Below are 23,688 nucleotides of genomic sequence, written 5' to 3' on the forward strand. Positions count from 1 at the left end.
GCTTTTGCGAAAGGCAGTCTTACATGAAGCTCGATATCCGCACCGACTTCACCAAATTCCCGCGCGCCGTCTCCGTCCTGGCCGCAGGCGAAGCCGGAGCGACGACGCCATATGACAGTGCGGTGCTTGCCCATGACGAGCGGCATCTGCGCCGCCGCGCCATCGAAACGGCCCGTAGCGACAGGGTATTGGTCGACCTGCCCGAACCGGTGGCCTTGAACGATGGTGACCGGCTGGTGCTGGAGGATGGCCGCCAAATCGAGATCTTCGCGGCCGAGGAGCCGCTCTACGATATCCGGGCCAGCGGACCTGTCCATCTGGCCGAGCTCGCCTGGCATATCGGCAACCGCCATCTCGCCGCCGCCATCGAGGCTAACCGCATCCTCATCCTGCGCGACCATGTCATCAAGGCGATGCTGGAAGGGCTGGGTGCGACCGTGAGTGATGTCTCCGAACCGTTCAAGCCGGTGCGCGGCGCTTATTCCGGCCATGGCGGCCATGGCCATGCTCATGCCGAGGCGCATGCGCACAGCCATGCCGAAGCGCATTCCCATACCCATAGCGAATCGCATTCCCACAGCCATTCGCACGACCATGACCATGACTGACCAGCCTTCCAACGTCGCCCAGCCTTCCAACATCGCATTGTTGCGGCTGATGGCGTGGCTGTCGCCTTCCTTCCCGGTCGGCGGCTTTTCCTACAGCCATGGTCTGGAACAAGCCGTTCATGCCGGGCTGGTTGCCGACAGCAAAGACCTCGCCGCATGGCTGGAGACGCTGGTCGAGATGGGTTCGGGCTGGAACGATGCCGTGCTGTTTGCCGAAAGCTGGCGGCGGGCGCGTGAAGCCGGCGATCTCACCGAAATTGCCGCACTCGCCGAGGCCTTGGCGGGCTCGCGCGAGCGCCATACCGAGACGATGCTGCAGGGCGCCGCCTTCCTGAAAGCGGCCTCGGCCTGGCCGTGCCAGGTGTTGGACCGCCGCCTGCCGCCCGAATGCGCCTATTGCGTTGTCGTCGGTGCTGTTGCCGGCGGCCACGGCATTCCGCTGCAGGACGCGCTGGCTGCCTTCCTGCAGGCCTTCTTCTCCAACCTCGTCCAGGCCGCGATCCGGCTTGGCGTCCTCGGCCAGGGCGCTGCGATGACGCTGCTCGCCGGCTTCGAGCCGCTGGCCTTGGCCACTGCCGCCCGCGCTGCCGGATCGACGCTCGACGATCTCGGCGGCTGCGCTTTTATCTCCGATATCACGGCGATGAAGCACGAGACCCAGTATTCGCGACTGTTCCGCTCATGATCGTCCTCGCTTTCGCCCTCTCGCTCGTCCTGCTGCTGATCACTGCACTGCATGTCTATTGGGGCATTGGCGGCATCTGGCCGGGCAGGGACGCCGCTTCCTGCGCCCGTGCGGTCATCGGCTTTCGCGGCGTCGACGAGATGCCGGCGCCCTTCGCCTGCTTCGCCGTTGCCGCCTGCCTTGGCCTTGCGACACTGTGGCCGATGGCGCTCGAGGGCATCTTTGCCACGCCCTTTCCCAAGGCCGGGCTTGCCGCCACGTCGCTGCTCATCGCGCTGGTTTTTCTGGCGCGTGGCATTGCCGGCTTCACGCCGTGGTGGCGCCGGCTGACGCCCGAGCAGCCTTTCGAGCGGCTCGATCGGCGTTATTATTCGCCGCTGTGCCTGCTGATCGGGCTTGGCTTCGCCATTCTTGCCTTGACGGAGTTCCCCACATGACGTCCCCAAACGGTCCTCTTCGCATCGGCATCGGCGGCCCGGTCGGCTCGGGCAAGACGACGCTTACCGAGAAACTCTGCAAGGCGTTGCGCGACGAGTTCTCGATCGCCGTCGTCACCAACGACATCTACACCAAGGAAGACGCCATGATGCTGGCCCGCCTGCAGGCGCTGCCCGAGGACCGCATCATCGGCGTCGAGACCGGCGGCTGCCCGCACACCGCCATCCGCGAGGACGCCTCGATCAATCTGCAGGCAATCGCCGAGATGACCAGAAAATTCCCGGATCTCGATATCGTCTTCATCGAATCGGGCGGCGACAACCTCGCCGCCACCTTCTCGCCGGACCTGGCCGACCTGACGCTTTATGTCATCTCGGTTTGCCAAGGCGAGGAGATCCCGCGCAAGGGCGGGCCGGCAATCACGCGGTCGGATTTCCTGGTCATCAACAAGAGCGATCTTGCGCCTTACGTGAACGTTAATCTCGAAATCATGGAAAGCGACGCTGCCCGCATGCGCGGCAAGCGGCCGTTCGGCTTCACCGACCTGTCGCGCGGCAAGGGGCTGCAGGAGGTGATCGATTTCATCGTCGAGCATGGCGGGCTTCGGATCGGCACGGCCACCAGCACGGCGGCATAGTAACGGTGCTTGTCTGCACCAAACGAAACCGGTTGCGCGCGTTGCAGCCGCGCGGCATCCTTGCCTCTTTCACGGAGGTTTACGATGAGCATCGCCCGCCTGCAGAAGGAGCCGTTGACCAACCTGCCATTCTACGATGAGCGCGTCGATCTCGCTTGCGCCTTCCGCTGGACGGCGAGGCTCAACATGCACGAGGCGGTGGCCAATCATTTCTCGCTGGCCGTCAACGACGATGGCTCGCAATTCCTGATGAACCCCAACCAGGTGCATTTCTCGCGCATCAAGGCGAGCGACCTGCTTTTGATCGACGCCAACGATCCCGACACGCTGGCCGGCCCGAATGCGCCCGACCCGACGGCCTGGGGCCTGCATGGCGCCATCCACCGCAATGTGCGTCATGCGCGCTGCGTCATACATGTCCACTCGATCCATGCCACCGTGCTTGCCTCGTTGGCGGACTCGACGCTGCCGCCGGTCGACCAGAACTCGGCGATCTTCTTCAACCGCCATGTCGTCGACGGTCATTATGGCGGGCTGGCCTTCGAGGAAGAGGGTGAGCGCTGCTCGCAACTCCTTGTCGACCCGAAGGTCAAGGTGATGGTGATGGGCAACCATGGTGTGCTGGTCATTGGCGACAGCGTCGCCGACACCTTCAACCGCATGTTCTATTTCGAGCGCGCCGCCGAAACCTATATCAAGGCGCTGTGGACCGGCCGGCCGCTGCGGGTACTGTCGGACGAGATCGCCGAAAAGGCGGCAAGGGAACAGGAAGACTATCCCGACCAGGCCGAACGCCACCTGTCCGAACTGAAGGCGATCCTCGACGAGCAGGAGCCTGCCTACCGGAATTGAATCTCATTCAACCGGCGTGGCTTAAAGCCCCAACTCGGCGCGCAATTCATCGGCGCTGTTGATGACGATCGCCCCCGGCGGGCCTTCCATCGGCACCTCCGGCCAGAAGATCGTCTTCATCCCCGCTGCCAGCCCGGCCATGGCGCCGGTCCGGCTGTCGTCGACCGCCACGGCCTCGGCGGGGTCGACGTCGGCCAGCCAGGCGGCGCGCAGGAATGGTTCGGCATGTGGCTTGCCTTCGCGCACGTCGTTGCGGCTGACCGTCTTCATGCCGGGATAGACGAGGCCGACGGCGCGCAGATTGGCATCGACGATCAGCCTGTCCGAGTTGGAGACCACCGCTTGCGGCAGGCCAAGCTCTCGCAGCTCGTTGAAGATCTCGATCGCGCCGGTACGTGGCGTCAGCGTTTCGGCCATCGGCAGATAGTGATCGTATTTGCGCACGATCCAGTCGTCGAAAGGCAGGTCGAGGCCGAACTCGTCGCGCAGCATCTCGTAGACCGGCCATGCGGCGATGCCGAGCACGCGCTCATGCAGGTCGGCCGGCGGTGCGATGCCGACACTGTGCAGCGCTGCAATCAGCGCCGCCTCGTGCAGCGGCTCACTGTCGACCAGCGTGCCGTCCATATCCCAGAAAACCGCTTTCGGCGTCATGCAAGGCTCCATTCTCCAAAACCCCCTTAAAGCGTTTAGCTCGGGAGATAAACCGCTGCGCCTGCGAGAACCGATCTAGTGCGACCGCGACTGCCCGGATTACTTCGAAGAGGCTGCGCCGGCGACGGCCGCGTCGCTCGAAGCACCAACTCCCCGACCCTAAGCAATTGCTCTTGCAATAGACAATTGCGCGCAACTTCATTCCCTGCGAAACTGTGGTACTCCGCCTCTTATGCTTGGCGGAGTTGGGAGGCACGAACTTGAATTCCCGGCAGGACAGCGGTGGCAACAGGCTGGACGACGCGGCGCGCGCCGGCTGGCTCTATTACGTTGCCGGCAACACCCAGGACCAAATCGCCGCCACGCTTGGCATCTCCCGGCAGACGGCGCAGCGGCTGGTGTCGCTCGCAGTCTCCGAAGGGCTGATCAAGGTGCGCGTCGACCATCCGATCGCCAACTGCCTCGACCTTGCGGCACGGCTGAAATCGCGCTTTGCGCTTGATCTGGTGGAGGTGGTGCCGAGCGACCCTTCTTCGTCCTCCACCATCATCGGCGTCGCCGAAGCGGCGGCGGCCGAGATCGAACGGCGGCTGCGGTCGCCGACGCCGATTGTCATGGCAATCGGCACCGGCCGCACGCTGAAGGCGGCGATCGAGCAGCTGCCGCCGATGGAATGCCCGCAGCACAAGGTGGTATCACTGACCGGCAACATCTCGCCGGACGGCTCCGCCGCCTTCTACAACGTCATCTTCACCATGGCCGACAGGGTCAAGGCGCGTTCGTTTCCGATGCCTTTGCCGGTCATCGCTTCCTCGCCCGAGGAGCGCGAGATGCTGCTCAGCCAGCCGATGATCCAGCCGACGCTGGCGCTTGCGGCCGAGGCCGACGTCACCTTTGTCGGCATCGGTGATCTCGGCCCGAAGGCGCCGCTTTACGAGGACGGCTTCATTTCGGAGGCTGAATTGAAGGCGCTGCAGAAGGCCGGCGGCGTCGCCGAGATCGTTGGCTGGGTGTTCGATCGCGATGGCCGCATGATCGAAGGCATCACCAACGACCGGGTGTCGTCGGCGCCGCTGCCGTCGCGCGAAAAGTCGCTGGTGATCGCGCTTGCCATGGGCGACCGCAAGCTGCCGGGTATCTTCGCCGCCGTCAACCGGCGGCTGGTCAACGGGCTGATCACCGATGAGCGGACCGCCGCCGCCTTGCTGGCCGGTGCATGATTTTTCGATAAAATGAGCGACACTACTGGTGCCGGCCGCAAGGATCGTTGCCGTCGAGAAAGCCCATGTCGCGCTGCAAATGCGGCGGCAGTTCCCGGACGTCGAGATAAGCGCGTTTGCGCGCCGCGTGCCTTGCCAATCCCCGCGCCAACCGTGAAAACCAGCCATGGGCTGGAGCAGGAAGCAGCTTTTCCTGTATCGTGGTCATGATCCTCAGCCTTCGCTATCTCTAGGCGAAATTGATCTTCAACACGGAATATCGGTCGGACCGGCCGCTGCCGCCAATCAAACGTCGATCACTGCCCATAAGGAGGGCTTATGCCGGAGCTCAATTCACGACAGCTGGTTTCACAGCTTCCTCCGCTTCAGGCGATCCGGGTGTTCGAGGCGGTGGCGCGGCACCTCTCGTTCACCAAGGCCGCCCGGGAGCTTGGCATGACGCAGGCGGCGGCAAGCTACCAGATCAAGCTTCTGGAGGAGCGCATCGGCGCGCCCTTGTTCCTGCGCCAGCCAAGGCAGATCGTGCTGACCGAACCCGGTCAACGCCTGGCGCCGGCGGTCAGCGAAGCGTTCGCGCTGTTAAGCGGGGCCTATGCCGCCGCGCGCACCGGCGCCGACGGCGTGCTTTGCGTTTCGACGCTGCTGACCTTTGCCTCCAACTGGCTGGCGCAGCATCTCGGCTCGTTCCAGGTCGCACATCCGTCGCTGGCGGTGCGTGTCGATACTTCGAACAGGGTTGTCGACTTTGCCAGAGAGGATATCGACATCGCCATCCGCTCCGGCGGTGGCAACTGGCCGGGCGTCGAGACCCATATGCTTTTCAGGGCCGATTTCACGCCGGTTCTCAGCCCAAAGCTCGCGGCCAGCATCGGCGGCGTCAACGAGCCGGCCGACCTGCTGCGGCTGCCGATCCTCGATCCGGGCGACATCTGGTGGCGGGACTGGTTTGCCGCCGCCGGCCTGCCGGTCGCGGAATTGGCCAAGCGCCCCGGCACCAGTATGGGCGCGCAGGCCTATGAGGCCAATGCCGCGATTGCCGGCCAGGGCGTGGCGATCGTCACCAAGGCGCTGTTCAAGACCGAACTTGCCGACGGCCGCCTGATCCAGCCTTTCGACCTGGTCGGTGACGACGGCCATGCCTATTGGCTGGTCTATCCTACGGCGCGACGCAACGTGCCAAAGATACGAGCCTTCCGCGAATGGATCCTGGCCGAGATCGCTTGCCAATAGGCTGAGGCAAAGCCAGCCGGACAGCGAAGCCCTGGCTTTTGGCGCGCGATGAGCCCGACCGAGCCCTTCCCAGATATCCCAGGCCAGACATCCCAGGCTTGCCGCTGCACGCGATAGGCATGCTGCGCTGCAGCAACGAATCCGGCTTGACATAATTCACAGTAAGTGAGTAATTGCTCATAGCCAAGGCAAATGCTCAGCTTGGTTCACGGGAGGAATTTTGATGAAACTTCGCACGCTCACCCTAGGTCTGTTGTCGGCCAGCGCCCTCGCTTTTGCCGCGCATGCCGAATCTATCACCATCGCCACGGTCAACAATGGCGACATGGTCCGCATGCAGAAGCTGACCGACGACTTCACCGCCAAGAATCCCGACGTCCAGCTGCAGTGGGTCACGCTCGAGGAAAACGTCCTGCGCGAGCGCGTCACCACTGACATCGCCACCAAGGGCGGCCAGTACGACGTGATGACCATCGGCACCTACGAGGTGCCGATTTGGGCCAAGCAGAGCTGGCTTTTGCCGCTCGACAAGCTCGGCGACGATTACGACGTCAAGGACATCATCCCGGCCATAGCCGGCGGCCTGTCGGTCGACGGCAAGCTCTACGCAGCGCCCTTCTACGGCGAAAGCTCCTTCGTCATGTACCGCAAGGACCTGATGGAGAAGGCCGGGCTCAAGATGCCCGATGCGCCGACCTGGGACTTCATCAAGCAGGCCGCCGACAAAATGACCGACCGCGCCAACGGCGTGAACGGCGTCTGCCTGCGCGGCAAGGCCGGCTGGGGCGAGAACATGGCCTTCCTGACCGCCATGTCGAACTCCTTCGGTGCCCGCTGGTTCGACGAGAACTGGAAGCCGCAATTCGACCAGCCCGAATGGAAGAACACGCTGCAGTTCTATGTCGATCTGATGAAGGCCGACGGCCCAGAGGGTGCGTCGTCCAACGGCTTCAACGAGAACCTGGCGCTATTCCAGCAGGGCAAATGCGGCATGTGGATCGACGCCACCGTCGCTGCCTCCTTCGTCTCCGATCCGAAGAACTCCACCGTGGCCGACAAGGTTGGCTATGCGCTGGCGCCGGACAATGGCTTGGGCAAGCGCGGCAACTGGCTCTGGGCCTGGTCTCTGGCCATCCCCGCCGGCACCCAGAAAGCCGACGCCGCTCAAAAGTTCGTATCCTGGGCAACCAGCAAGCACTATGCGGAACTTGTCGCTTCGAAGGAAGGCTGGGCCAACGTTCCGCCGGGAACGCGCTCCTCGCTCTACGCCAATCCCGAGTACCAGAAGGCGGCACCGTTCGCCAAGATGACGCTGGACTCGATCAACTCCGCCGATCCGACACATCCGACCGTCAAGCCGGTGCCTTATGTCGGCGTCCAGTTCGTCGCCATTCCTGAGTTCCAGGGTCTCGGCACCACTGTCGGCCAGCTCTTCTCGGCGGCACTTGCCGGCCAGTCAAGCGTCGACGATGCCCTGAAACAGGCGCAGGACGCCGCCACAGCGACGATGACCGAGGGCGGTTACATCAAATAAGGCTCCTCCCGGTGCCGGCAGCCCATCATGGCCGGCAAGGGCCGCCCGAATCCCAGTTCGGGCGGCCAGCTTCACACCGCTGAAAAACTTGGCTGACCTCGAAGGGTGACCGTCATGGCTACTCAGCAGACCCGTTCGCTTGCCCGCTTCATGATGGCGCCATCCGTGGTGCTGCTGCTGGTTTGGATGATTGTGCCGCTGGCATTCACGCTGTGGTTCTCTTTCCAGCAGTACAACCCGCTCAATCCGATCCGCGACGGCTTCGTCGGCTTTTCGAATTACGCGCTTTTCTATTCCAACCCGGCATTCCTGCAGTCGATCCTCAACACGCTCACCATCGTCGTCAGCGTGCTTTTGATCACGGTGATCGGCGGCACCCTGCTGGCCCTTCTGCTCGATCAGCCGATGTGGGGACAGGGCATCGTTCGCATCCTCGTCATCTCGCCGTTCTTCGTCATGCCGCCGGTGGCGGCACTCGTCTGGAAGAACATGATCATGCATCCCCAATACGGCGTCTTCGCCGACATTGCGCGTTTCTTCGGCGGGCAGCCGATCGACTGGTTCGGGCAGCACCCGCTCCTGGCGATCGTCATCATCGTCGCCTGGCAGTGGCTGCCGTTTGCGACGCTGATCCTGTTGACCGCGCTTCAGTCGCTCGACAGCGAGCAGAAGGAAGCCGCCGAAATGGATGGCGCCGGCTTCATCAGCCGCTTCATCTATTTGACGCTGCCGCATATGTCGCGCGCCATAACAGTGGTCATCCTGATCCAGACGATTTTCCTTCTGTCGGTCTATGCCGAGATCCTCGTCACCACCAATGGCGGCCCCGGTTATGCCTCCACCAACCTGCCCTTCCTCGTCTACCAGAAGGCATTGCTGGAGTTCAAAATCGGCCAGGCGTCCGCCGGCGGTATCATCGCGGTCATTCTCGCCAACATCGTCGCCTTCTTCGCCATGCGCGCCGTCGGCAAGAACCTGGACAAATAAGGGAGGAAACGATGGCACGTGCAGTCACCACCCAGCACAAAACGATTGCGACCGCGGCCGCCTGGATCGTTGCGCTGCTGATCTTCTTCCCGATCCTCTATACGATCATCACCTCGTTCAAGTCGGAGCAGGAGGCCATCCAGGGCTTCAACCTGTTCCCGTCGGGGACGTTCGAGAGCTATACCGAGGTCGAGGCGCAGAGCGGCTACTTCAAGTTCTTCCTCAACTCGGTCTTCCTTTCGGTCGGCTCGACCATTCTGGCCCTGATCGTCGCGGTTCCGGCGGCATGGTCGATGGCTTTCTCGCCGGGCAAGTGGACCAAGGACATCCTGATGTGGATGCTCTCCACCAAGATGATGCCGGCGGTTGCCGTGCTGTTTCCGATCTATCTGATCTTCCGCGATACCGGACTGCTCGACAGCCGCATCGGCCTGATGGTCATGCTGATGCTGATCAACCTGCCGATCGTGGTGTGGATGCTCTACACCTACTTCCGCGAGATCCCGGGCGAGATCCTGGAAGCCGCCCGCATGGATGGCGCATCGCTCTGGAACGAGATCATCTATGTGCTGACGCCGATGGCTGTGCCGGGCATCGCCTCGACCATGCTGCTCAACATCATTCTCGCCTGGAACGAGGCGTTCTGGACGATCCGGCTGACCACCACCGAGGCCGCCCCGCTCACCGCTTTCATCAGTTCCTTCTCCAGCCCGCAGGGGCTGTTCTGGGCCAAGCTTTCGGCCGCCTCGACCCTGGCGATCGCGCCGATCCTGATCATGGGCTGGTTCAGCCAGAAGCAGCTGGTGCGCGGCTTGACATTTGGTGCCGTAAAATAATGGGCGGTGCCGCGAAATAACGGACATGACGCAAACGACGAAATAGCCCTTCGGGGGAGGAAACTATGGGAAACATCACGCTCAAGAACGTCTCTAAATCCTTCGGGGCGACATCCATCATTCCCGGTCTCGACCTGGTCATCGAGGACGGTGAGTTCGTCGTCTTCGTCGGACCGTCGGGCTGCGGCAAGTCCACCCTGCTGCGTCTGATTGCCGGCCTGGAGGACACTAGCGGCGGCACCATCAACATCGATGGCCGCGACGTCACCGGTGAGGCGCCGGCCAAGCGCAAGCTGGCCATGGTGTTCCAGTCCTATGCGCTCTACCCGCACATGACGGTGGCCAAGAACATCGCTTTCCCGCTGAAGATGGCGGGCGAGGACAAGGCGACCATCGACAAGAAGGTGAAGGACGCCGCGCGCATCTTGAACCTCACCAACTATCTCGATCGCCGCCCCGGCCAGCTTTCCGGCGGCCAGCGACAGCGCGTCGCCATCGGCCGCGCCATCGTGCGCCAGCCATCGGCCTTCCTGTTCGACGAACCGTTGTCCAATCTCGACGCGGCGCTGCGCGGCACCATGCGGCTGGAGATCAGCGAGCTGCATCACCAGCTCAAGACGACCATGGTCTACGTCACCCACGACCAGATCGAGGCGATGACCATGGCCGACAAGATCGTCGTGCTCAACGCCGGCAATATCGAGCAGGTCGGCTCGCCGATGGAGCTCTACAAGACGCCGAAGAACCTGTTCGTCGCCGGTTTCATCGGCTCGCCGAAGATGAATCTGCTCGAAGGCGCGCCGGCAGCCAAATATGGCGCCAAAACCGTCGGCATCCGTCCCGAGCACATGAATATCTCAAAGACATCAGGCGACTGGAAGGCGACGGTCGGCGTCGCCGAGCATCTTGGCTCCGACACATTTTTGCATGTGCAAGCCGACGGCGTCGGTCCGCTGACGGTGCGCGCCGACGGCGAACTGGCCGTCCATCACGGCGACACGATCTATCTGACGCCGGATCAGGCCAAGCTGCATCGCTTCGGCGCCGACGGAAAGGCGATGGTGCAATGAGGCTGAAGAGTAAATCGGCGCTGATCACCGGATCGGCGCGCGGCATCGGCAGGGCGTTCGCCGAAGCCTATGTGCGCGAGGGGGCGACGGTCGCGATCGGCGACATCAATCTCGAGGCTGCCGAGAAGACGGCTTCGGAAATCGGCCGCAACGCTTACGCGGTGAAGCTGGATGTCACCGACCTCGCGTCGATCGATGCGGCGGTCAAGGCGGTCGAAGCTAGGACCGGCGGCCTCGATATATTGATCAACAACGCTGCCCTGTTCGACCTGGCGCCGATCGTCGAGATCACCAAGGCAAGCTACGACAAATTGTTTTCGGTCAACGTCGCCGGCACGCTGTTTACGTTGCAGGCCGCCGCCCGTTCGATGATTGCCCGGGGCAAGGGCGGCAAGATCATCAACATGGCAAGCCAGGCCGGGCGCCGCGGCGAGGCGCTGGTCACCGTCTACTGCGCCACCAAGGCGGCGGTCATCTCGCTCACCCAGTCGGCAGGGCTCGACCTGATCAAACACCGCATCAACGTCAATGCCATCGCCCCGGGTGTCGTCGACGGCGAGCATTGGGACCATGTCGATGCCTTGTTCGCCAAGTTCGAGAACCGGCCGAGGGGCGAGAAGAAGAGGCTGGTCGGCGAAGCCGTGCCTTATGGCCGCATGGGCACGGCGCAAGACCTCACCGGCATGGCGGTGTTCCTGGCCAGCGATGAGGCCGAGTACATCGTCGCCCAGACCTATAATGTCGATGGCGGCCAGTGGATGAGTTGAGGGGGCGAAGGCGCTCTTCCCCCCGTCTCCTCCACGGGGGGAAGAGCCGTCCCGCTAAAGGGTAAAAGCAGATGACCGTGAAACTCTCTTCTTCCATCCTCGCCAAGCTGCCGCCCAAGGTCGCCGGCCCGAAATATGATCGCGCCGCGCTCAAGGCCGGCATCGTGCATTTCGGCGTCGGCAATTTCCATCGCTCGCACCAGGCCGTCTATCTCGACGACCTGTTCAATTCGGGTGTCGGCCACGACTGGGCCATTGTTGGCGCTGGCGTCTTCGAGGGCGAGAAGGTCGGCCGCGGCAAGTTGCAGGAGCAGGACTGGCTGACCACCGTGGTCGAGCAGGACAGCGGCCATATGAGCGCGCGCGTCACCGGCGTCATGATCGACTTCCTGGTGCCGGGCGATGCGGCCGCAATCGTCGAGCGGCTTGCCGATCCGGCGATCAAGATCGTCTCCCTGACCATTACCGAGGGCGGCTATTTCATCGATCCGGCATCCGGCGTCTTCAATCCGACACATCCCGACATCGTTGCCGACGCTGAGCCGGGGGCGACGCCGAAGACCGTCTTCGGCCTCGTCCTCGCCGGGCTGCTGCGCCGCCGCGCCGACGGTATCGTGCCCTTCACAATTATGTCCTGCGACAACATCCCCCATAACGGCCACGTCACCTCAGATGGCGTCATCGGCCTTGCGCGGCTGATCGACGAAGGTTTGGCAAACTGGGTGAGCGAGAACGTTGCCTTTCCCAATGGCATGGTCGACCGCATCACGCCGGCCACCACCGACCGCGAGCGCGGCATTCTCTCCAGCGAGTTCGGCCTCGACGACAATTGGCCGGTGTTTTGCGAACCGTTCAAGCAATGGGTGCTGGAGGACCGTTTCACCGACGGCCGCCCGCCGCTGGAAAAGGTCGGCGTGCAGTTCGTCAGCGACGTCGCGCCCTATGAGCTGATGAAGATCCGCATCCTCAATGGCGGCCATGCGACCATCGCCTATCCGGCCGGGCTGATGGACATCCATTTCGTCCATGAGGCGATGCAGGAGCCGCTGGTACGCGGCTTCCTCGACAAGCTCGAGCATGACGAAATCATCCCGACCGTGCCGCCGGTTCCGGACACCGACCTCGAAGATTACTACCAGCTCATCGAGCACCGCTTCTCCAATCCGAAGATCGGCGACACCATACGCCGGCTTTGCCTCGACGGCTCCAACCGCCAGCCGAAATTCATCATTCCGACCATCGCCGACCGGCTGAAGGCTGGCAAAAGTGTCACCGGCCTTGCACTGGAATCGGCGCTCTGGTGTCGCTACTGCTTCGGCACGACGGATTCCGGTGCCGTCACCGAGCCCAACGACCCGAACTGGGGCCGGTTGCAGGCGACGGCCAAGGCGGCCAGGGACATGCCTGCCGCCTGGCTTGCCATGGAGGACATCTATGGCGATGTCGGCCGCTCGCCGCCGTTCGCTGAAGCCTTCGGCCAAGCGCTGAGACTGCTGTGGGCGGACGGCGCGCGCGCGACACTGACGCGCTATCTCGCCGGCGACCTCTGAAGCCGATCCAGCGCGATGACGCCTGAACTGGTCATTTTCGACTGTGACGGCGTGCTGGTGGACAGTGAGATGCTGTCCGTCTCGGCATTGCTGGAGATGATCGCGCTTGCCGGCGGCAACGTCAGCGAGGACATTGCCTACGAGCACTTCCTCGGCAAGAGCATGAAGAGCGTCCGCGAAATCCTCGCAAGCGACTTCGGGCTCGATCTCACCGACCAGCATCTGACCGAGATGCGCTCCGAACTGATGCGCAGATTCCGCGAGGAGCTGAAACCGATGCCAGGTATCGCACAGGTCCTGCCGAGGCTCGGCGTACCGTGCTGCGTTGCCTCCTCCGGCACCCTGGAACGCATCCGCTATGCGCTCGACGTCACCGGGTTGCTTGGGCTGCTGGAGCCGCATTTGTTCAGCGCCGCCATGGTGGCGCGGGGCAAACCGGCGCCCGATCTCTTTCTCCATGCAGCAGATAAAATGAGAGCGGCCCCGCGAAACTGCCTCGTCGTCGAGGACAGCCCGGCCGGCATCGAAGCGGCGCGGGCGGCCGGCATGCGCGTCCTTGCCTTCACCGGCGGCTCGCACACCGGCAACCCGGCATTGAAAGCGCGGCTTGCGTCGAGTGAGCCGGACTTTATATTCGCTGACATGCTGCAATTGCCCGATCTGATTGCAGGCCTGGGAGCGAGAGCAAGAACACCTTGACCAACAGTTTCGTTTGCGCGGTCGATGTCGGCACCGGAAGCGCTCGTGCCGGCATTCTCGACACCGGTGGCGCCTTGCTCGGCCGCGCCGAGCACCCGATCGCCATGCAACAGCCGAAGGCCGACCATGCCGAGCACGATTCGCAGGATATATGGTCGGCGGTGTGCATGGCCGTCCGCGCTGCCCGCGAAAAGGCGGGCGTGCGGGCCGAGGATATCGTCGGCATCTCCTTTGATGCCACCTGCTCGCTGGTCGTGCGAGACCGGCATGGCGGCCAGCTCAGCGTGTCCGTCACTGGTGAAAGGCGCTGGGACACCATTGTCTGGCTCGACCATCGCGCAATTGCCGAGGCCGACGAATGCACTGAAAGCGGCCACGCTGTGCTCGACTATATCGGCGGCGTCATGTCGCCGGAAATGGAGACGCCGAAGCTGATGTGGCTGAAGCGCAACCTGCCCGGAACATGGAACGAAGCCGGCTATCTATTCGACCTCACCGACTTCCTCACCTGGAAGGCAAGCGGCTCGCTCTCCCGTTCACAATGCACGCTGACCGCCAAATGGACCTATCTAGCCCATGAAGCGACCGGCTGGCGGCGCGACTTCTTCGAAGCCGTCGGGCTCGGCGATATCTTTGAGCACGGCAACCTGCCGGAAAAGGCAAGCCCGGTCGGTGCCGATATCGGCCCGCTCGGTCCGCAAGCCGCGACGGAGCTTGGCCTCACCGAAAAATGCCGGGTCGGCGCCGGCGTCATCGATGCCTATGCCGGCGCGCTTGGCGTGCTCGGCGGTTTCGCCGGTGACGCGACGAACATCGGCCGCCATCTGGCCCTGATTGCCGGTACGTCGAGTTGCGTCATGGCGATGTCGCCCGATCCGCAGCCTTTCGCCGGTGTCTGGGGCCCATATTATGGCGCAGCCCTTCCCGGCCTGTGGCTGTCGGAAGGTGGCCAGTCGGCCACCGGCGCGCTGCTCGACCACATCATCCGCTGGCATGGCGCCGGCGGCGAGCCGGATGCCGCCATGCATGCCAGGATTGCCCACCGCGTCGCCGAGCTGCGCGCCGCCGAGGGCGACAACCTCGCCGCAAGGCTGCACGTACTGCCCGATTTTCACGGCAACCGCTCGCCGCTCGCCGACCCGCATGCCGTCGGCGTCATCAGCGGGCTGACGCTGGATGCCTCCTTCGACAGTCTGTGCAAGCTCTACTGGCGCACCGCCGTCAGCATCGCGCTTGGCGTCCGTCATGTGCTGGAAGCGCTGAACGAGAACGGCTATCTGATCGACACGCTGCACGTCACCGGCGGCCACACCAAGAACCCGCTGTTGATGGAGCTCTATGCCGATGCCACCGGCTGCACGGTGGTCGAGCCGCTGGCGGACGAGGCGGTGCTGCTCGGCACCGGCATGATTGCCGCCACCGCGGCCAGGCTTTTTCCCGATTTGAATGCCGCCTGCGTCGCCATGCAGCAAGGCGGCAAGACGCGAGAGCCCAATCCGGCTGCTGCCGGCCGGTTCGACCGCGACTACCGCGTGTTTCTCGAAATGCACAGGCAAAGGCAGGCGCTGGACGCGATCCGATAAATCGGGATCGGTTGCTATCTCTGGTTCCAGCGCCGGATGACCGGCTCGTCAAGGTCGTGCTCATAGCCGAGCCCGCTTATGCTGGCGGTCTCCAGCACGAAAAACGCGCCGGCTTGCGGCGGCAGGCCGAGCCAGCGTGCGGCCAGCACCCTAAGGAAATGCGAGCTTGAGAAGACCAGGACATTGCTGCCGATCTCGCGCAACTGGCTGACGATGCGGTCCGCCCTCGAGCCGACATCCGTGGCGGACTCGCCGCTCGGGCAGCCGTCGCGAAAGAGACGCCAGCCGGGGCGCTCGGCGAGGATTTGCTTGGTGGTCAATCCCTCATAGGCACCATAATCCCACTCCGCCAGATCGTCCTTCTTCACGCCTGACGAGCCGAAGCCGGCCAGCGCACAGGTGTTGAAGGCGCGCTGCGACGGGCTCGACCACACCGCCGAGAAGGACAGGCCCTTGAGCCGCTCAGCGATCCGCCTTGCCGCTTCCTCGCCGGCCGGCGTCAGCGGTATGTCGGTTCGGCCGGTATGTTTTCCGGACGCACTCCATTCCGTCTCGCCATGCCGAACCAGATAGATTTCGGGAAATGCGCTCATCAGGCTGCCTTTCAAATGAATCCACCGTGACCATAGCGGCTTCCATAGCCTCTCCAATAGCCTGCATTGAACCGACTGGCTTAACCCTTCCGCAAGTCAGCCTCTTGCCACCGGTGCCCATTTGATAGACAAACCCGTCGTAATGCGGAATCCGGCCGATCTTGGCCATTTTCCGCGCTGAGACGCGGCTTCCGGCTCTTGCCGACGTGCCGCAATCGGATAGGCGGAAAACTAGAATGTCTGCGATCGAAGCCGACGCTCGCGCGCCGGAAAACCTTTGGCGTCGGGAAATCAGGGCGATGCTGGCGCTCGCCTGGCCGATGGTGCTGACCAATCTCGGCCAGACCGCGATGACCGCTACCGACGTCATGATGATGGGGCGGCTGGGGCCGGACACGCTGGCCAGCGGTGCGCTTGGTGCCAACCTCTACTTCATGCCGCTCATCTTCGGGCTCGGCCTGATGCTGGCGACCTCGCCTATGATGGCGACCGAGCTCGGCCGTCGCCGGCACTCCGTGCGCGACCTGCGCCGCACCGTGCGCCAGGGTCTGTGGCTGGCGATCCTCATTTGCATTCCGATATGGGCCCTTCTCTGGCACGGCGAGAGCGTGTTGCTGGCCATGGGTCAGGAACCGGCGCTGGCGCACCAGGCCGGCATCTATCTGCGCTGGCTCGAATGGGCGGTGCTGCCCTTTTTCGGCTACATCGTCCTGCGCTCGTTCATTTCGGCGCTGGAGCGGCCGGGCTGGGCGCTGATCATCGTCTTCGTTGCCGTCGCCTGCAACGCCTTCTTCAACTGGCTGTTCATGTTCGGCAATCTCGGCATCCAATCGATGGGCATCGCCGGCTCCGGCCTCGCCACCACTCTGTCCAGCACGTTGATGTTCGCCGGCATGGCGGCGGTCGTGATGCTTGAGAAGAAATTCCGGCGCTATCGTCTGTTCGGGCGCTTCTGGCGCGCCGATTGGCCGCGCTTCAAGGGCCTGCTGCGGCTCGGCCTGCCGATCGCCGGCCTGCTGGCGTTCGAGGTGACGATCTTCAACGCGGCGGCCTTTCTCATGGGCCTGATCGATGCGGCTTCGCTTGCCGCCCATGCGATCGCCATCCAGATCGCCTCGATCACCTTCATGGTGCCGCTCGGCCTCAACCAGGCGGTGACGGTGCGCGTCGGACTTGCCCATGGCGCCGGCAATCCGGAAGGTGTCAGCCGGGCTGGCTGGACCGCCTATGTCGTCGGTGTCTCCTTCATGGCGCTGATGGGGCTAGTGATGATCCTGTGGCCGCATCTCTTGATCGGCGCCTTCATCGATCTGGGCAATCCGGCTAATGCCGAGGTGGTGGCGCTTGCCGTGTCGTTCCTCGCCTTTGCCGCGCTGTTCCAGGTTTTTGACGGTGCGCAGGCGGTCGCCAGCGGCATGCTGCGCGGCCTGCACGACACCAAGGTGCCGATGATCTATGCCGCGATCGGCTATTGGGGCATCGGGCTGCCGCTCGGCGTGCTGCTGGCCTTTCGTTTCGGCTTCAACGGCGTCGGCATCTGGATCGGCCTGTCGTCGGGACTGGCGGTGGTTGCGGCACTCCTGCTGGTGCGCTGGCTGCGGCGTGACAGGATCGCGCCGCCGCTGGTATTCGGGCGTTGAATTGCTGGTCGCCCGCTCAGCGGGCCGCCGCCCGCTGCTCGAGCGAACGTGCGTATTGCGTCAGCGGAAAGCACATGACGAAGAAGATCAGCGCTACCAGCCCATAGACTTTGAACGGTTCGAAGGTCGCATTGTTGATCGCGTTGGATGTCCTCACCAGCTCCTCGAAACCGATGATCGACGTCAGCGCGGTCGACTTGATCAGCTGCACCAGAAAGCCGACGGTCGGTGCGCGGGTGATCGAAAACGCCTGAGGCAAGATGATCAGCCGGAGTTCCTGCAGATAGTGCAGGCCGAGGCTGGCGCCGGCGTCCCACTGGCCGCGCGGCAGTGCATCGACGCCGCCGCGCCAGATCTCGGCGAGATAGGCGCTGGCAAAGAAGGTCAGGCCAAGCACCGCCGCGGTCCACGGCTCGATGCGCAGGCCCAGCATCGGCAAGCCGAAGAACATCAGGAAGAGCTGCATCAGCAGCGGCGTGCCCTGGAAAAGCGCGATGTAGCCGGAGGCAAACCGGCGCGCCCATTTATTCTTGGCGATCCGGAAGAACAGCACGATCATGCCGACCACGGCCCCGCCGACAAAGGCGGCCAGCGACAAGAGCACCGTCCAGCGCGCCGCCAGCAGCAGGTTGCGCAGAATGTCCCAGAAGGTGAATTCGATCATGACACGCCGGCTCCGAGAAGCCGGCGCCCGCCGCCGACCAGCAGCCGGCGCAGCCCAATCGACAGGATGAGATAGACCATCGTCACGATGAAATAGGTCTCGAAAGCCCGGAACGTGCGCGCCTGCAGCATGTCGGCTTCATAGGTTAGCTCGCGAACGGCGATCTGCGATACCACGGCGGATTCCAGCATCATGATAACGATCTGGCTGGTCAGCGCCGGATAGATCACCTTGAGCGCCTGCGGCAGCACGATCTTGATGAAGACCTGGCGCGGCCTGAGCCCAAGCGCCAGTGCCGCTTCCGTCTGCCCGGGCGGCACCGCGTCGAGCCCGGCGCCAACGATCTCGATCGTATAGGCAGCCATGTTGAGCGTCATCGCCAGCATGGCTGCCAGCACCGGATCGAGCCTGACGCCGATGCTGGGCAGCCCGAAGAAGATGAAGAATAGCTGCACCAGGAACGGCGTGTTGCGGATCACCTCGACATAGACGCCGATCGCCCGCTTGAGCAGGAGCGGACCGTTCCGCCGCCCTGCGGCGCCGAGGATGCTGAGCAACGTTCCCGCCAGCGTGGTGACAGTGATCAACAGGATCGTCGTGGCCGCGCCGCGCGCGATCGCCCCTGTCGCCCCGGCAAGCCAGCCGAAGTCGAGGCTATAGCTCACTGGCGATCAATCCTTGAGATTGGCGGGATCGAGCGGTGTCTTCAGCCAGGCCTTCGAGCTTTCGTCCAGTTTGCCGTCGGCCAGCATCTTGGCGACCGCATCGTTGACCGCTTGTTTGAGGCGGTCTTCCTTCTTGTTGAGGCCGATATGCGAGGGCGAGGTGAGAAGCTGGAATTTCTGCTCCGGCTTCAGTTCCTCCTGCCGGGCGAGCACCTGGGCGCCGACATCGTTGCCGACCACCATCAGCTGGGTCTGACCCGAGATGAAGGCCTGGATGACGGAATTATAGTTGTCGAAGCGGCGGATGTCGGCCGAGGCCGGTGCCGCCTCGGTCAGCGAGGTGTCCTCCAGCGTGCCGCGATTGACGGCGATCGACTTGTCGGCAAGGTCTTCCTTGCCTTTGACCGCAAGTGCTGCCGGGCCGATGACTGCGATGTAATAGGGCGCGTAGGCGGCGGCGAAATCGATCACCTGCTCACGCTCCTTGGAATAGCCGACGCTCATCAGCAGGTCGACGCGCTTGTCGGTAAGATACGGAATGCGGTTCTGGCCGGTCACGCTGACCAGATTGAGCTCGACCTTGAGCTGGTCGGCGATGGATTGCGCCACGTCGATGTCGTAGCCCTTGATGCTCATGTCGGCGCTGGCCGAGGAGAAAGGCGGGAAGTCGGAAAAGATGCCGACATTGATCGCGCCGGCCTTGACGATGTCGTCGATCGCGTCGGCATTGGCGGCCTGGGTGGTGAAACCAAGACCGGTCGCGCCGAGAATCAGCACGGCGGCGATAGATGATTTGAGCTTCATGTGAAGTGTCATTGTCATTCCCCTGCTGGAAGCTTGTTTGTTTGAGTGCAACCGCCGGCTCCAGCGCGGCGGTCGCCTTTGGATTCTCTAGTGGACCATGATCTTCTCCGAAAACCGGTTCCCACTTCGGGATCATGGTCGAGCGTGTCAGCCCGCCTTGCCGGTGATTGCCGGGCTGAAGACCATCAGGCTGAGGATCTCGAACAGCACCTGCGCGCCGGCGTGCGCCGTGTTGGTGGTCGCGTCGTACTGCGGTGCCACCTCGACGACGTCGCCGCCGACGATGTTGAGTCCCTTCAGGCCGCGCAGCAGCTCGAGCACTTCGCGCGTCGTCAGCCCGCCGACTTCCGGTGTGCCGGTGCCCGGCGCGAAGGCCGGGTCGATGCTGTCGATATCGAAGGAGACATAGGTCGGGCCGTCGCCGACTATCCTGCGCGCCTTCTCGATGATGGCGGGGATGCCGAGGCCGGTCACCTCTTCGGCATGCACCACGGTCATGCCGGACTCATAGGTGAACTCCCACAGATATTCGGCCGAGCCGCGAATCCCGATCTGGATGGTGCGGCTCGGGTCGAGCACGCCGTCCAGCACCGCGTTGCGGAACGGCCCGCCATGGTGGAACTTGGTCATGTCGAACAGGCCGCTGGTGTCGCAATGGGCGTCGATATGGATCATGCCCACAGGCGCCTTTTTGCCGACAGCCTTCAGGATCGGGTGGCTGATCGAATGGTCGCCGCCGACAGACAAGGGCAAGACGCCGGCGTCGACGATCTGGTTGGTGCGGCGTTCGATGTCGTCATGGCTGGTCTCCAGCCGGTAGCGGCTCTGGAACGGCACGTCGCCGATGTCGGCGACCTTCAGCTCATGCGTCGGCGCGCATTCCAGCACATGATTGTAGGGGCCGATGCGCTCGATGGCGCGCAGCGCCCTTGGCCCGAAGCGGGCGCCCGGCCGGTTGGTGACCCCAAGATCCATCGGCACACCGATCATCGCCACCTGCAGATCGCCGAAATCCGGATTGTCGGCGGCGATTTCACGATAGGGCGCCGCGAGGAAGGTCGGGATGCCGGAATAGGGCGCCAGTCGCGTGCCGGTCTTGGAGAAGATCTTGTCGGCGACACGCTGGAATTTCGGGTCGAACATTTCGCCGCCATGGCTCTCGCCGTATTTGCGGCGCAACGCTTCGAGCTTGCCGCGGTCGTAACCCATGTCGGTCCTCCATGGCTGGTGCGGCGCGGACAGCGGCCCCGATAGCCGCAGCCGTCGGCTGCCTGCAGATTTCACGTCTTGATGCAATGCCTGGGCAAAGTGTCCCGTAGCTGCATTGAAAAATCAATTGATATTGTTAGTGTGTTATCTGTGAGAAAATCTCACAGAGCCTAGGGTCCAAATGGCCAAGCGTTTGCCACCGCTCAACCCGCTGCGCGCCTTCGAGGCGACGGCGCGCCACGCCTCGCTGAGCAAGGCGGCGGCCGAGCTCAACGTCACCCACGGCGCCATCAGCCATCAGATCAAGGCGCTCGAGCAATCGTTGGGTGTCAAGCTGTTCGAGCGTGCCGGTCAGCGGGTGAAGCTGACGCCGCACGGCGCCGAGTTGCTGCCGGCGGTGTCGACCGCCTTCGACGGCATTGCCGCCGCCACGCAGCGCATGACGAGGCCGGCCAGCACCGGCGTTCTCTCTGTATCCTGCGTGCCGGCGCTACTGTTGCTGTGGATGATCCCGCGGCTGGGCAGCTTCACCTCGCAATATCCGGATATCAGGCTGACGCTGATCCCATCCAATGATGCCAAGGACGTCCGCGCACCGCATATCGATGTCTGCGTGCACTATGGTGACGGCAGCTGGACCGACTGCTGGATGCGCAAATGGTCGGGCCTCGAACTGTTCCCGGTGGTCAGCCCGACGCTGATCAACAACCGCCCGATCCGCACCGTCCGCGACCTCGCCGATCACGTCTTCCTGCATGGCGACGACGGCCGCGAATGGCATACCTGGCTGGCCGCCGCTGACGCGCTGGACCTGGAGCGCGGCCGCCGCCACCATCTTGGCGACGCGCGCATGGCGACCGAGGCCGCTGTCCACGGCCATGGCGTGGCGCTCGGCGATACGGTGACGGCAAGCGGACTGCTCGCCAGGGGCCTGCTTGTCGCCCCGTTCAGTCTTTCCGTGCCGGCCGTCGACGATTTCTATGTCGTCTGCCGCAACGAGATGCGGTCGGCGCCGATCGTGCAATTGTTCATCGACTGGCTGTTTGCCGAGAAAGAGCAGGCCGACCGCCGCGCCGACGCGCCGGTGGCGGGCCGCATCGGCACTCGCCGCAAGCGTCCGGCGCTCAAGGTGGTCGGCGCCAAGACCGCTTCCTGAGGCCGAAACTGCCGTAGGCGCCGCTTGCCGCAGGGGCTTCTTTTTGTCGGGCCAGCCCGCAAAGCGGGAGGCGCGTTCAAAAATTCGATGCTAAGAGGCATTTGGAGCAATTCCAGGAAAAGTGCGCAGCGGTTTTCCGTCCGGAATTGCGCTAGACAAAAGCTAGAGCGAGCAGCGAAGGCGCATTGAGCGATGGCAAAGACCGATATAGCGCGGCGCGTCTACAATCACACCTGGAAGCTCGACCCGATCGTCCGCAGCTTGCTCGACACCGATTTCTACAAGCTTCTGATGCTGCAGATGATCTGGGGCATGTATCCCAAGGTCGACGCCACCTTCTCGCTGATCAACCGCACCACCTCGGTCCGCCTTGCCGAGGAGATCGACGAGACGGAGCTGCGCGAGCAGCTCGACCATGCCCGCACCTTGCGCTTCTCTAAGAAAGAGATGATCTGGCTCGGCGGCAACACCTTCTATGGCCGCAAGCAGATATTCGAACCGGAATTCCTCGCCTGGCTGGAAAATTTCCGGCTGCCCGAATACGAGCTTTCCAAGCGCGACGGCCAATACGAACTCGCCTTCAGCGGTCCGTGGATGTACACGACGCTGTGGGAGATCCCGGCGCTGGCAATTATCAATGAACTTCGATCTCGCGCGGCCATGCGGGCGTTCGGGCCGTTCGCGCTCGACGTGCTCTATGCCCGCGCCAAGGCCAAGATGTGGGCCAAGACCGAGCGGCTGAAGGCGCTGCCCGGCATCCGCATCTCGGATTTCGGCACCCGCCGCCGTCATTCTTTCCTGTGGCAGCGCTGGTGCGTCGAAGCGTTGAAGGAGGGCATCGGCGAGGCCTTCACCGGCACCTCCAACGTGCTGCTCGCCATGGACAACGATCTCGAGGCGCTCGGCACCAATGCGCATGAACTGCCGATGGTGTTCGCCGCGCTCACCAATTCGGAAAAGGAATTGAAACAGTCGCCCTACAACGTGCTGCAGGACTGGCAGCGCTACTACGGCGGCAACCTGCTGATCGTACTGCCGGACACCTTCGGCACCGCGGCGTTCCTGCGCGATGCACCGGACTGGGTCGCCGACTGGACCGGCTTCCGCCCCGACAGCGCGCCGCCGATCGAAGGCGGCGAGAAAATCATTTCCTGGTGGCGCGAAAAGGGCAAGGACCCCAAGCAGAAGCTGCTCATCTTCTCGGATGGGCTGGAGGTCGAGACCATCGAGGAAACCTACCGCCACTTCCGCGGCAAGGTGCGCATGTCCTTCGGCTGGGGCACCAACCTGACCAACGATTTCGAGGGCTGCGCGCCGACCGAGACCAACCGGCTAGACGCCATCTCGCTGGTCTGCAAGGTCACCGAAGCCAACGGCAGGCCGGCGGTCAAGCTTTCCGACAATCCGGCCAAGTCGACAGGCGACGAGAAAGAGATCGAGCGCTATTTGCGCATATTTGGCCAAAAGGATCGCGTGGAGCAGCTGGTCAAGGTGTGAGGGTGGGGGAACTCTTGGATAACACGAGTTCCTTCGCGCCCCCCTGTGTCCTGCCGGACATCTCCCCCACGAGAGGGGAGATTGCGCCCTCATTGCCGGTTTCGCCAATC

The 23,688-nt window shown here is 63.5% G+C and carries 25 protein-coding genes; 18 read left to right on the forward strand and 7 right to left on the reverse strand.

What is annotated here, in order from left to right:
* Positions 1–23: 23 nt before the first annotated feature.
* The 5 genes from NKJ23_RS24755 to NKJ23_RS24775 all read left to right on the forward strand — a co-directional run bounded on the left by NKJ23_RS24755 (position 24) and on the right by NKJ23_RS24775 (position 3,220).
* A complete protein-coding gene (locus tag NKJ23_RS24755) occupies positions 24–608 on the forward strand; it encodes an urease accessory protein UreE (RefSeq protein ID WP_352683006.1) in 585 nt (194 codons plus the stop codon).
* The gene (locus NKJ23_RS24760; protein ID WP_502902568.1) at positions 595–1,293 is read left to right on the forward strand and encodes an urease accessory protein UreF; all 699 of its coding nucleotides are present in this window, start codon (positions 595–597) and stop codon (positions 1,291–1,293) included. Before NKJ23_RS24755 ends, NKJ23_RS24760 begins: the two co-directional genes overlap by 14 nt.
* Positions 1,290–1,730 (forward strand): DUF3995 domain-containing protein, encoded by a 441-nt coding sequence (locus tag NKJ23_RS24765; RefSeq protein WP_352683010.1) that lies wholly within the window; start codon positions 1,290–1,292, stop codon positions 1,728–1,730. Before NKJ23_RS24760 ends, NKJ23_RS24765 begins: the two co-directional genes overlap by 4 nt.
* The gene (ureG, locus tag NKJ23_RS24770; RefSeq protein ID WP_352525818.1) at positions 1,727–2,368 is read left to right on the forward strand and encodes an urease accessory protein UreG; all 642 of its coding nucleotides are present in this window, start codon (positions 1,727–1,729) and stop codon (positions 2,366–2,368) included. The genes NKJ23_RS24765 and ureG overlap by 4 nt, the downstream gene beginning before the upstream one ends.
* Before the next feature lie 84 nt (positions 2,369–2,452).
* Positions 2,453–3,220, forward strand: coding sequence for a class II aldolase and adducin N-terminal domain-containing protein (locus NKJ23_RS24775; RefSeq protein WP_352683012.1), 768 nt, complete (start codon positions 2,453–2,455; stop codon positions 3,218–3,220).
* Between the two features lie 21 nt (positions 3,221–3,241).
* Here the strand turns inward: NKJ23_RS24775 and NKJ23_RS24780 are convergent, their stop codons facing one another.
* Positions 3,242–3,874 (reverse strand): HAD family hydrolase, encoded by a 633-nt coding sequence (locus NKJ23_RS24780; RefSeq protein WP_352683015.1) that lies wholly within the window; start codon positions 3,872–3,874, stop codon positions 3,242–3,244.
* 260 nt (positions 3,875–4,134) lie between these two features.
* Between NKJ23_RS24780 and NKJ23_RS24785 the strand changes: the two genes are divergently transcribed.
* The gene (locus tag NKJ23_RS24785) at positions 4,135–5,094 is read left to right on the forward strand and encodes a sugar-binding transcriptional regulator (protein ID WP_352683017.1); all 960 of its coding nucleotides are present in this window, start codon (positions 4,135–4,137) and stop codon (positions 5,092–5,094) included.
* A 22-nt stretch (positions 5,095–5,116) separates the two neighbouring features.
* Here the strand turns inward: NKJ23_RS24785 and NKJ23_RS24790 are convergent, their stop codons facing one another.
* Positions 5,117–5,302, reverse strand: coding sequence for a hypothetical protein (locus NKJ23_RS24790; protein WP_352683019.1), 186 nt, complete (start codon positions 5,300–5,302; stop codon positions 5,117–5,119).
* Positions 5,303–5,412: 110 nt separating this feature from the next.
* Here NKJ23_RS24790 and gcvA (NKJ23_RS24795) point away from each other — a divergent pair, with 110 nt between their 5' ends.
* The 9 genes from gcvA (NKJ23_RS24795) (at position 5,413) to NKJ23_RS24835 (ending at position 15,350) form a co-directional block, all read left to right on the forward strand.
* Complete coding sequence (gene gcvA / locus NKJ23_RS24795; RefSeq protein ID WP_352683020.1) at positions 5,413–6,324, forward strand: transcriptional regulator GcvA; 912 nt, start codon at positions 5,413–5,415, stop codon at positions 6,322–6,324.
* Positions 6,325–6,547: 223 nt separating this feature from the next.
* A complete protein-coding gene (locus NKJ23_RS24800) occupies positions 6,548–7,858 on the forward strand; it encodes an ABC transporter substrate-binding protein (protein WP_352683022.1) in 1,311 nt (436 codons plus the stop codon).
* 114 nt (positions 7,859–7,972) lie between these two features.
* Positions 7,973–8,845, forward strand: coding sequence for a carbohydrate ABC transporter permease (locus NKJ23_RS24805; RefSeq protein WP_352683023.1), 873 nt, complete (start codon positions 7,973–7,975; stop codon positions 8,843–8,845).
* Positions 8,846–8,856: 11 nt separating this feature from the next.
* The gene (locus tag NKJ23_RS24810; protein ID WP_352683025.1) at positions 8,857–9,681 is read left to right on the forward strand and encodes a carbohydrate ABC transporter permease; all 825 of its coding nucleotides are present in this window, start codon (positions 8,857–8,859) and stop codon (positions 9,679–9,681) included.
* A gap of 65 nt (positions 9,682–9,746) precedes the next feature.
* A complete protein-coding gene (locus NKJ23_RS24815) occupies positions 9,747–10,751 on the forward strand; it encodes an ABC transporter ATP-binding protein (RefSeq protein WP_352683027.1) in 1,005 nt (334 codons plus the stop codon).
* A complete protein-coding gene (locus tag NKJ23_RS24820) occupies positions 10,748–11,518 on the forward strand; it encodes an L-iditol 2-dehydrogenase (RefSeq protein WP_352683029.1) in 771 nt (256 codons plus the stop codon). The genes NKJ23_RS24815 and NKJ23_RS24820 overlap by 4 nt, the downstream gene beginning before the upstream one ends.
* A gap of 71 nt (positions 11,519–11,589) precedes the next feature.
* Positions 11,590–13,068 carry a mannitol dehydrogenase family protein gene (locus NKJ23_RS24825; RefSeq protein WP_352455926.1) on the forward strand — a complete coding sequence of 493 codons (1,479 nt, stop codon included), beginning with the start codon at positions 11,590–11,592 and terminating at the stop codon, positions 13,066–13,068.
* 15 nt (positions 13,069–13,083) lie between these two features.
* Positions 13,084–13,767 carry an HAD family hydrolase gene (locus NKJ23_RS24830; protein ID WP_352455927.1) on the forward strand — a complete coding sequence of 228 codons (684 nt, stop codon included), beginning with the start codon at positions 13,084–13,086 and terminating at the stop codon, positions 13,765–13,767.
* Positions 13,764–15,350 (forward strand): FGGY-family carbohydrate kinase, encoded by a 1,587-nt coding sequence (locus tag NKJ23_RS24835; RefSeq protein WP_352683031.1) that lies wholly within the window; start codon positions 13,764–13,766, stop codon positions 15,348–15,350. The genes NKJ23_RS24830 and NKJ23_RS24835 overlap by 4 nt, the downstream gene beginning before the upstream one ends.
* A 14-nt stretch (positions 15,351–15,364) precedes the next feature.
* Here NKJ23_RS24835 and NKJ23_RS24840 read toward each other — a convergent pair whose 3' ends face one another.
* Complete coding sequence (locus NKJ23_RS24840; RefSeq protein WP_352683074.1) at positions 15,365–15,946, reverse strand: histidine phosphatase family protein; 582 nt, start codon at positions 15,944–15,946, stop codon at positions 15,365–15,367.
* Positions 15,947–16,179: 233 nt separating this feature from the next.
* Here NKJ23_RS24840 and NKJ23_RS24845 point away from each other — a divergent pair, with 233 nt between their 5' ends.
* Positions 16,180–17,583, forward strand: coding sequence for an MATE family efflux transporter (locus tag NKJ23_RS24845; RefSeq protein WP_352683033.1), 1,404 nt, complete (start codon positions 16,180–16,182; stop codon positions 17,581–17,583).
* A 16-nt stretch (positions 17,584–17,599) separates the two neighbouring features.
* Here NKJ23_RS24845 and NKJ23_RS24850 read toward each other — a convergent pair whose 3' ends face one another.
* From NKJ23_RS24850 to speB, 4 genes are all read right to left on the reverse strand, one after another.
* A complete protein-coding gene (locus NKJ23_RS24850; RefSeq protein WP_023722520.1) occupies positions 17,600–18,247 on the reverse strand; it encodes an amino acid ABC transporter permease in 648 nt (215 codons plus the stop codon).
* Positions 18,244–18,912 carry an amino acid ABC transporter permease gene (locus tag NKJ23_RS24855; protein ID WP_352683035.1) on the reverse strand — a complete coding sequence of 223 codons (669 nt, stop codon included), beginning with the start codon at positions 18,910–18,912 and terminating at the stop codon, positions 18,244–18,246. Before NKJ23_RS24855 ends, NKJ23_RS24850 begins: the two co-directional genes overlap by 4 nt.
* Positions 18,913–18,918: 6 nt before the next feature.
* Positions 18,919–19,728, reverse strand: coding sequence for a transporter substrate-binding domain-containing protein (locus NKJ23_RS24860; RefSeq protein ID WP_352683038.1), 810 nt, complete (start codon positions 19,726–19,728; stop codon positions 18,919–18,921).
* Between the two features lie 135 nt (positions 19,729–19,863).
* The gene (speB, locus tag NKJ23_RS24865; RefSeq protein WP_352449470.1) at positions 19,864–20,925 is read right to left on the reverse strand and encodes an agmatinase; all 1,062 of its coding nucleotides are present in this window, start codon (positions 20,923–20,925) and stop codon (positions 19,864–19,866) included.
* A gap of 181 nt (positions 20,926–21,106) precedes the next feature.
* Between speB and gcvA (NKJ23_RS24870) the strand changes: the two genes are divergently transcribed.
* Positions 21,107–22,081 carry a transcriptional regulator GcvA gene (gene gcvA, locus NKJ23_RS24870; protein WP_352588631.1) on the forward strand — a complete coding sequence of 325 codons (975 nt, stop codon included), beginning with the start codon at positions 21,107–21,109 and terminating at the stop codon, positions 22,079–22,081.
* 192 nt (positions 22,082–22,273) lie between these two features.
* Complete coding sequence (gene pncB, locus NKJ23_RS24875) at positions 22,274–23,578, forward strand: nicotinate phosphoribosyltransferase (protein ID WP_254815847.1); 1,305 nt, start codon at positions 22,274–22,276, stop codon at positions 23,576–23,578.
* The last annotated feature ends 110 nt before the right edge of the window (positions 23,579–23,688 follow it).

Source organism: Mesorhizobium sp. M0184 (assembly GCF_040322215.1).
GTDB lineage: Bacteria > Pseudomonadota > Alphaproteobacteria > Rhizobiales > Rhizobiaceae > Mesorhizobium.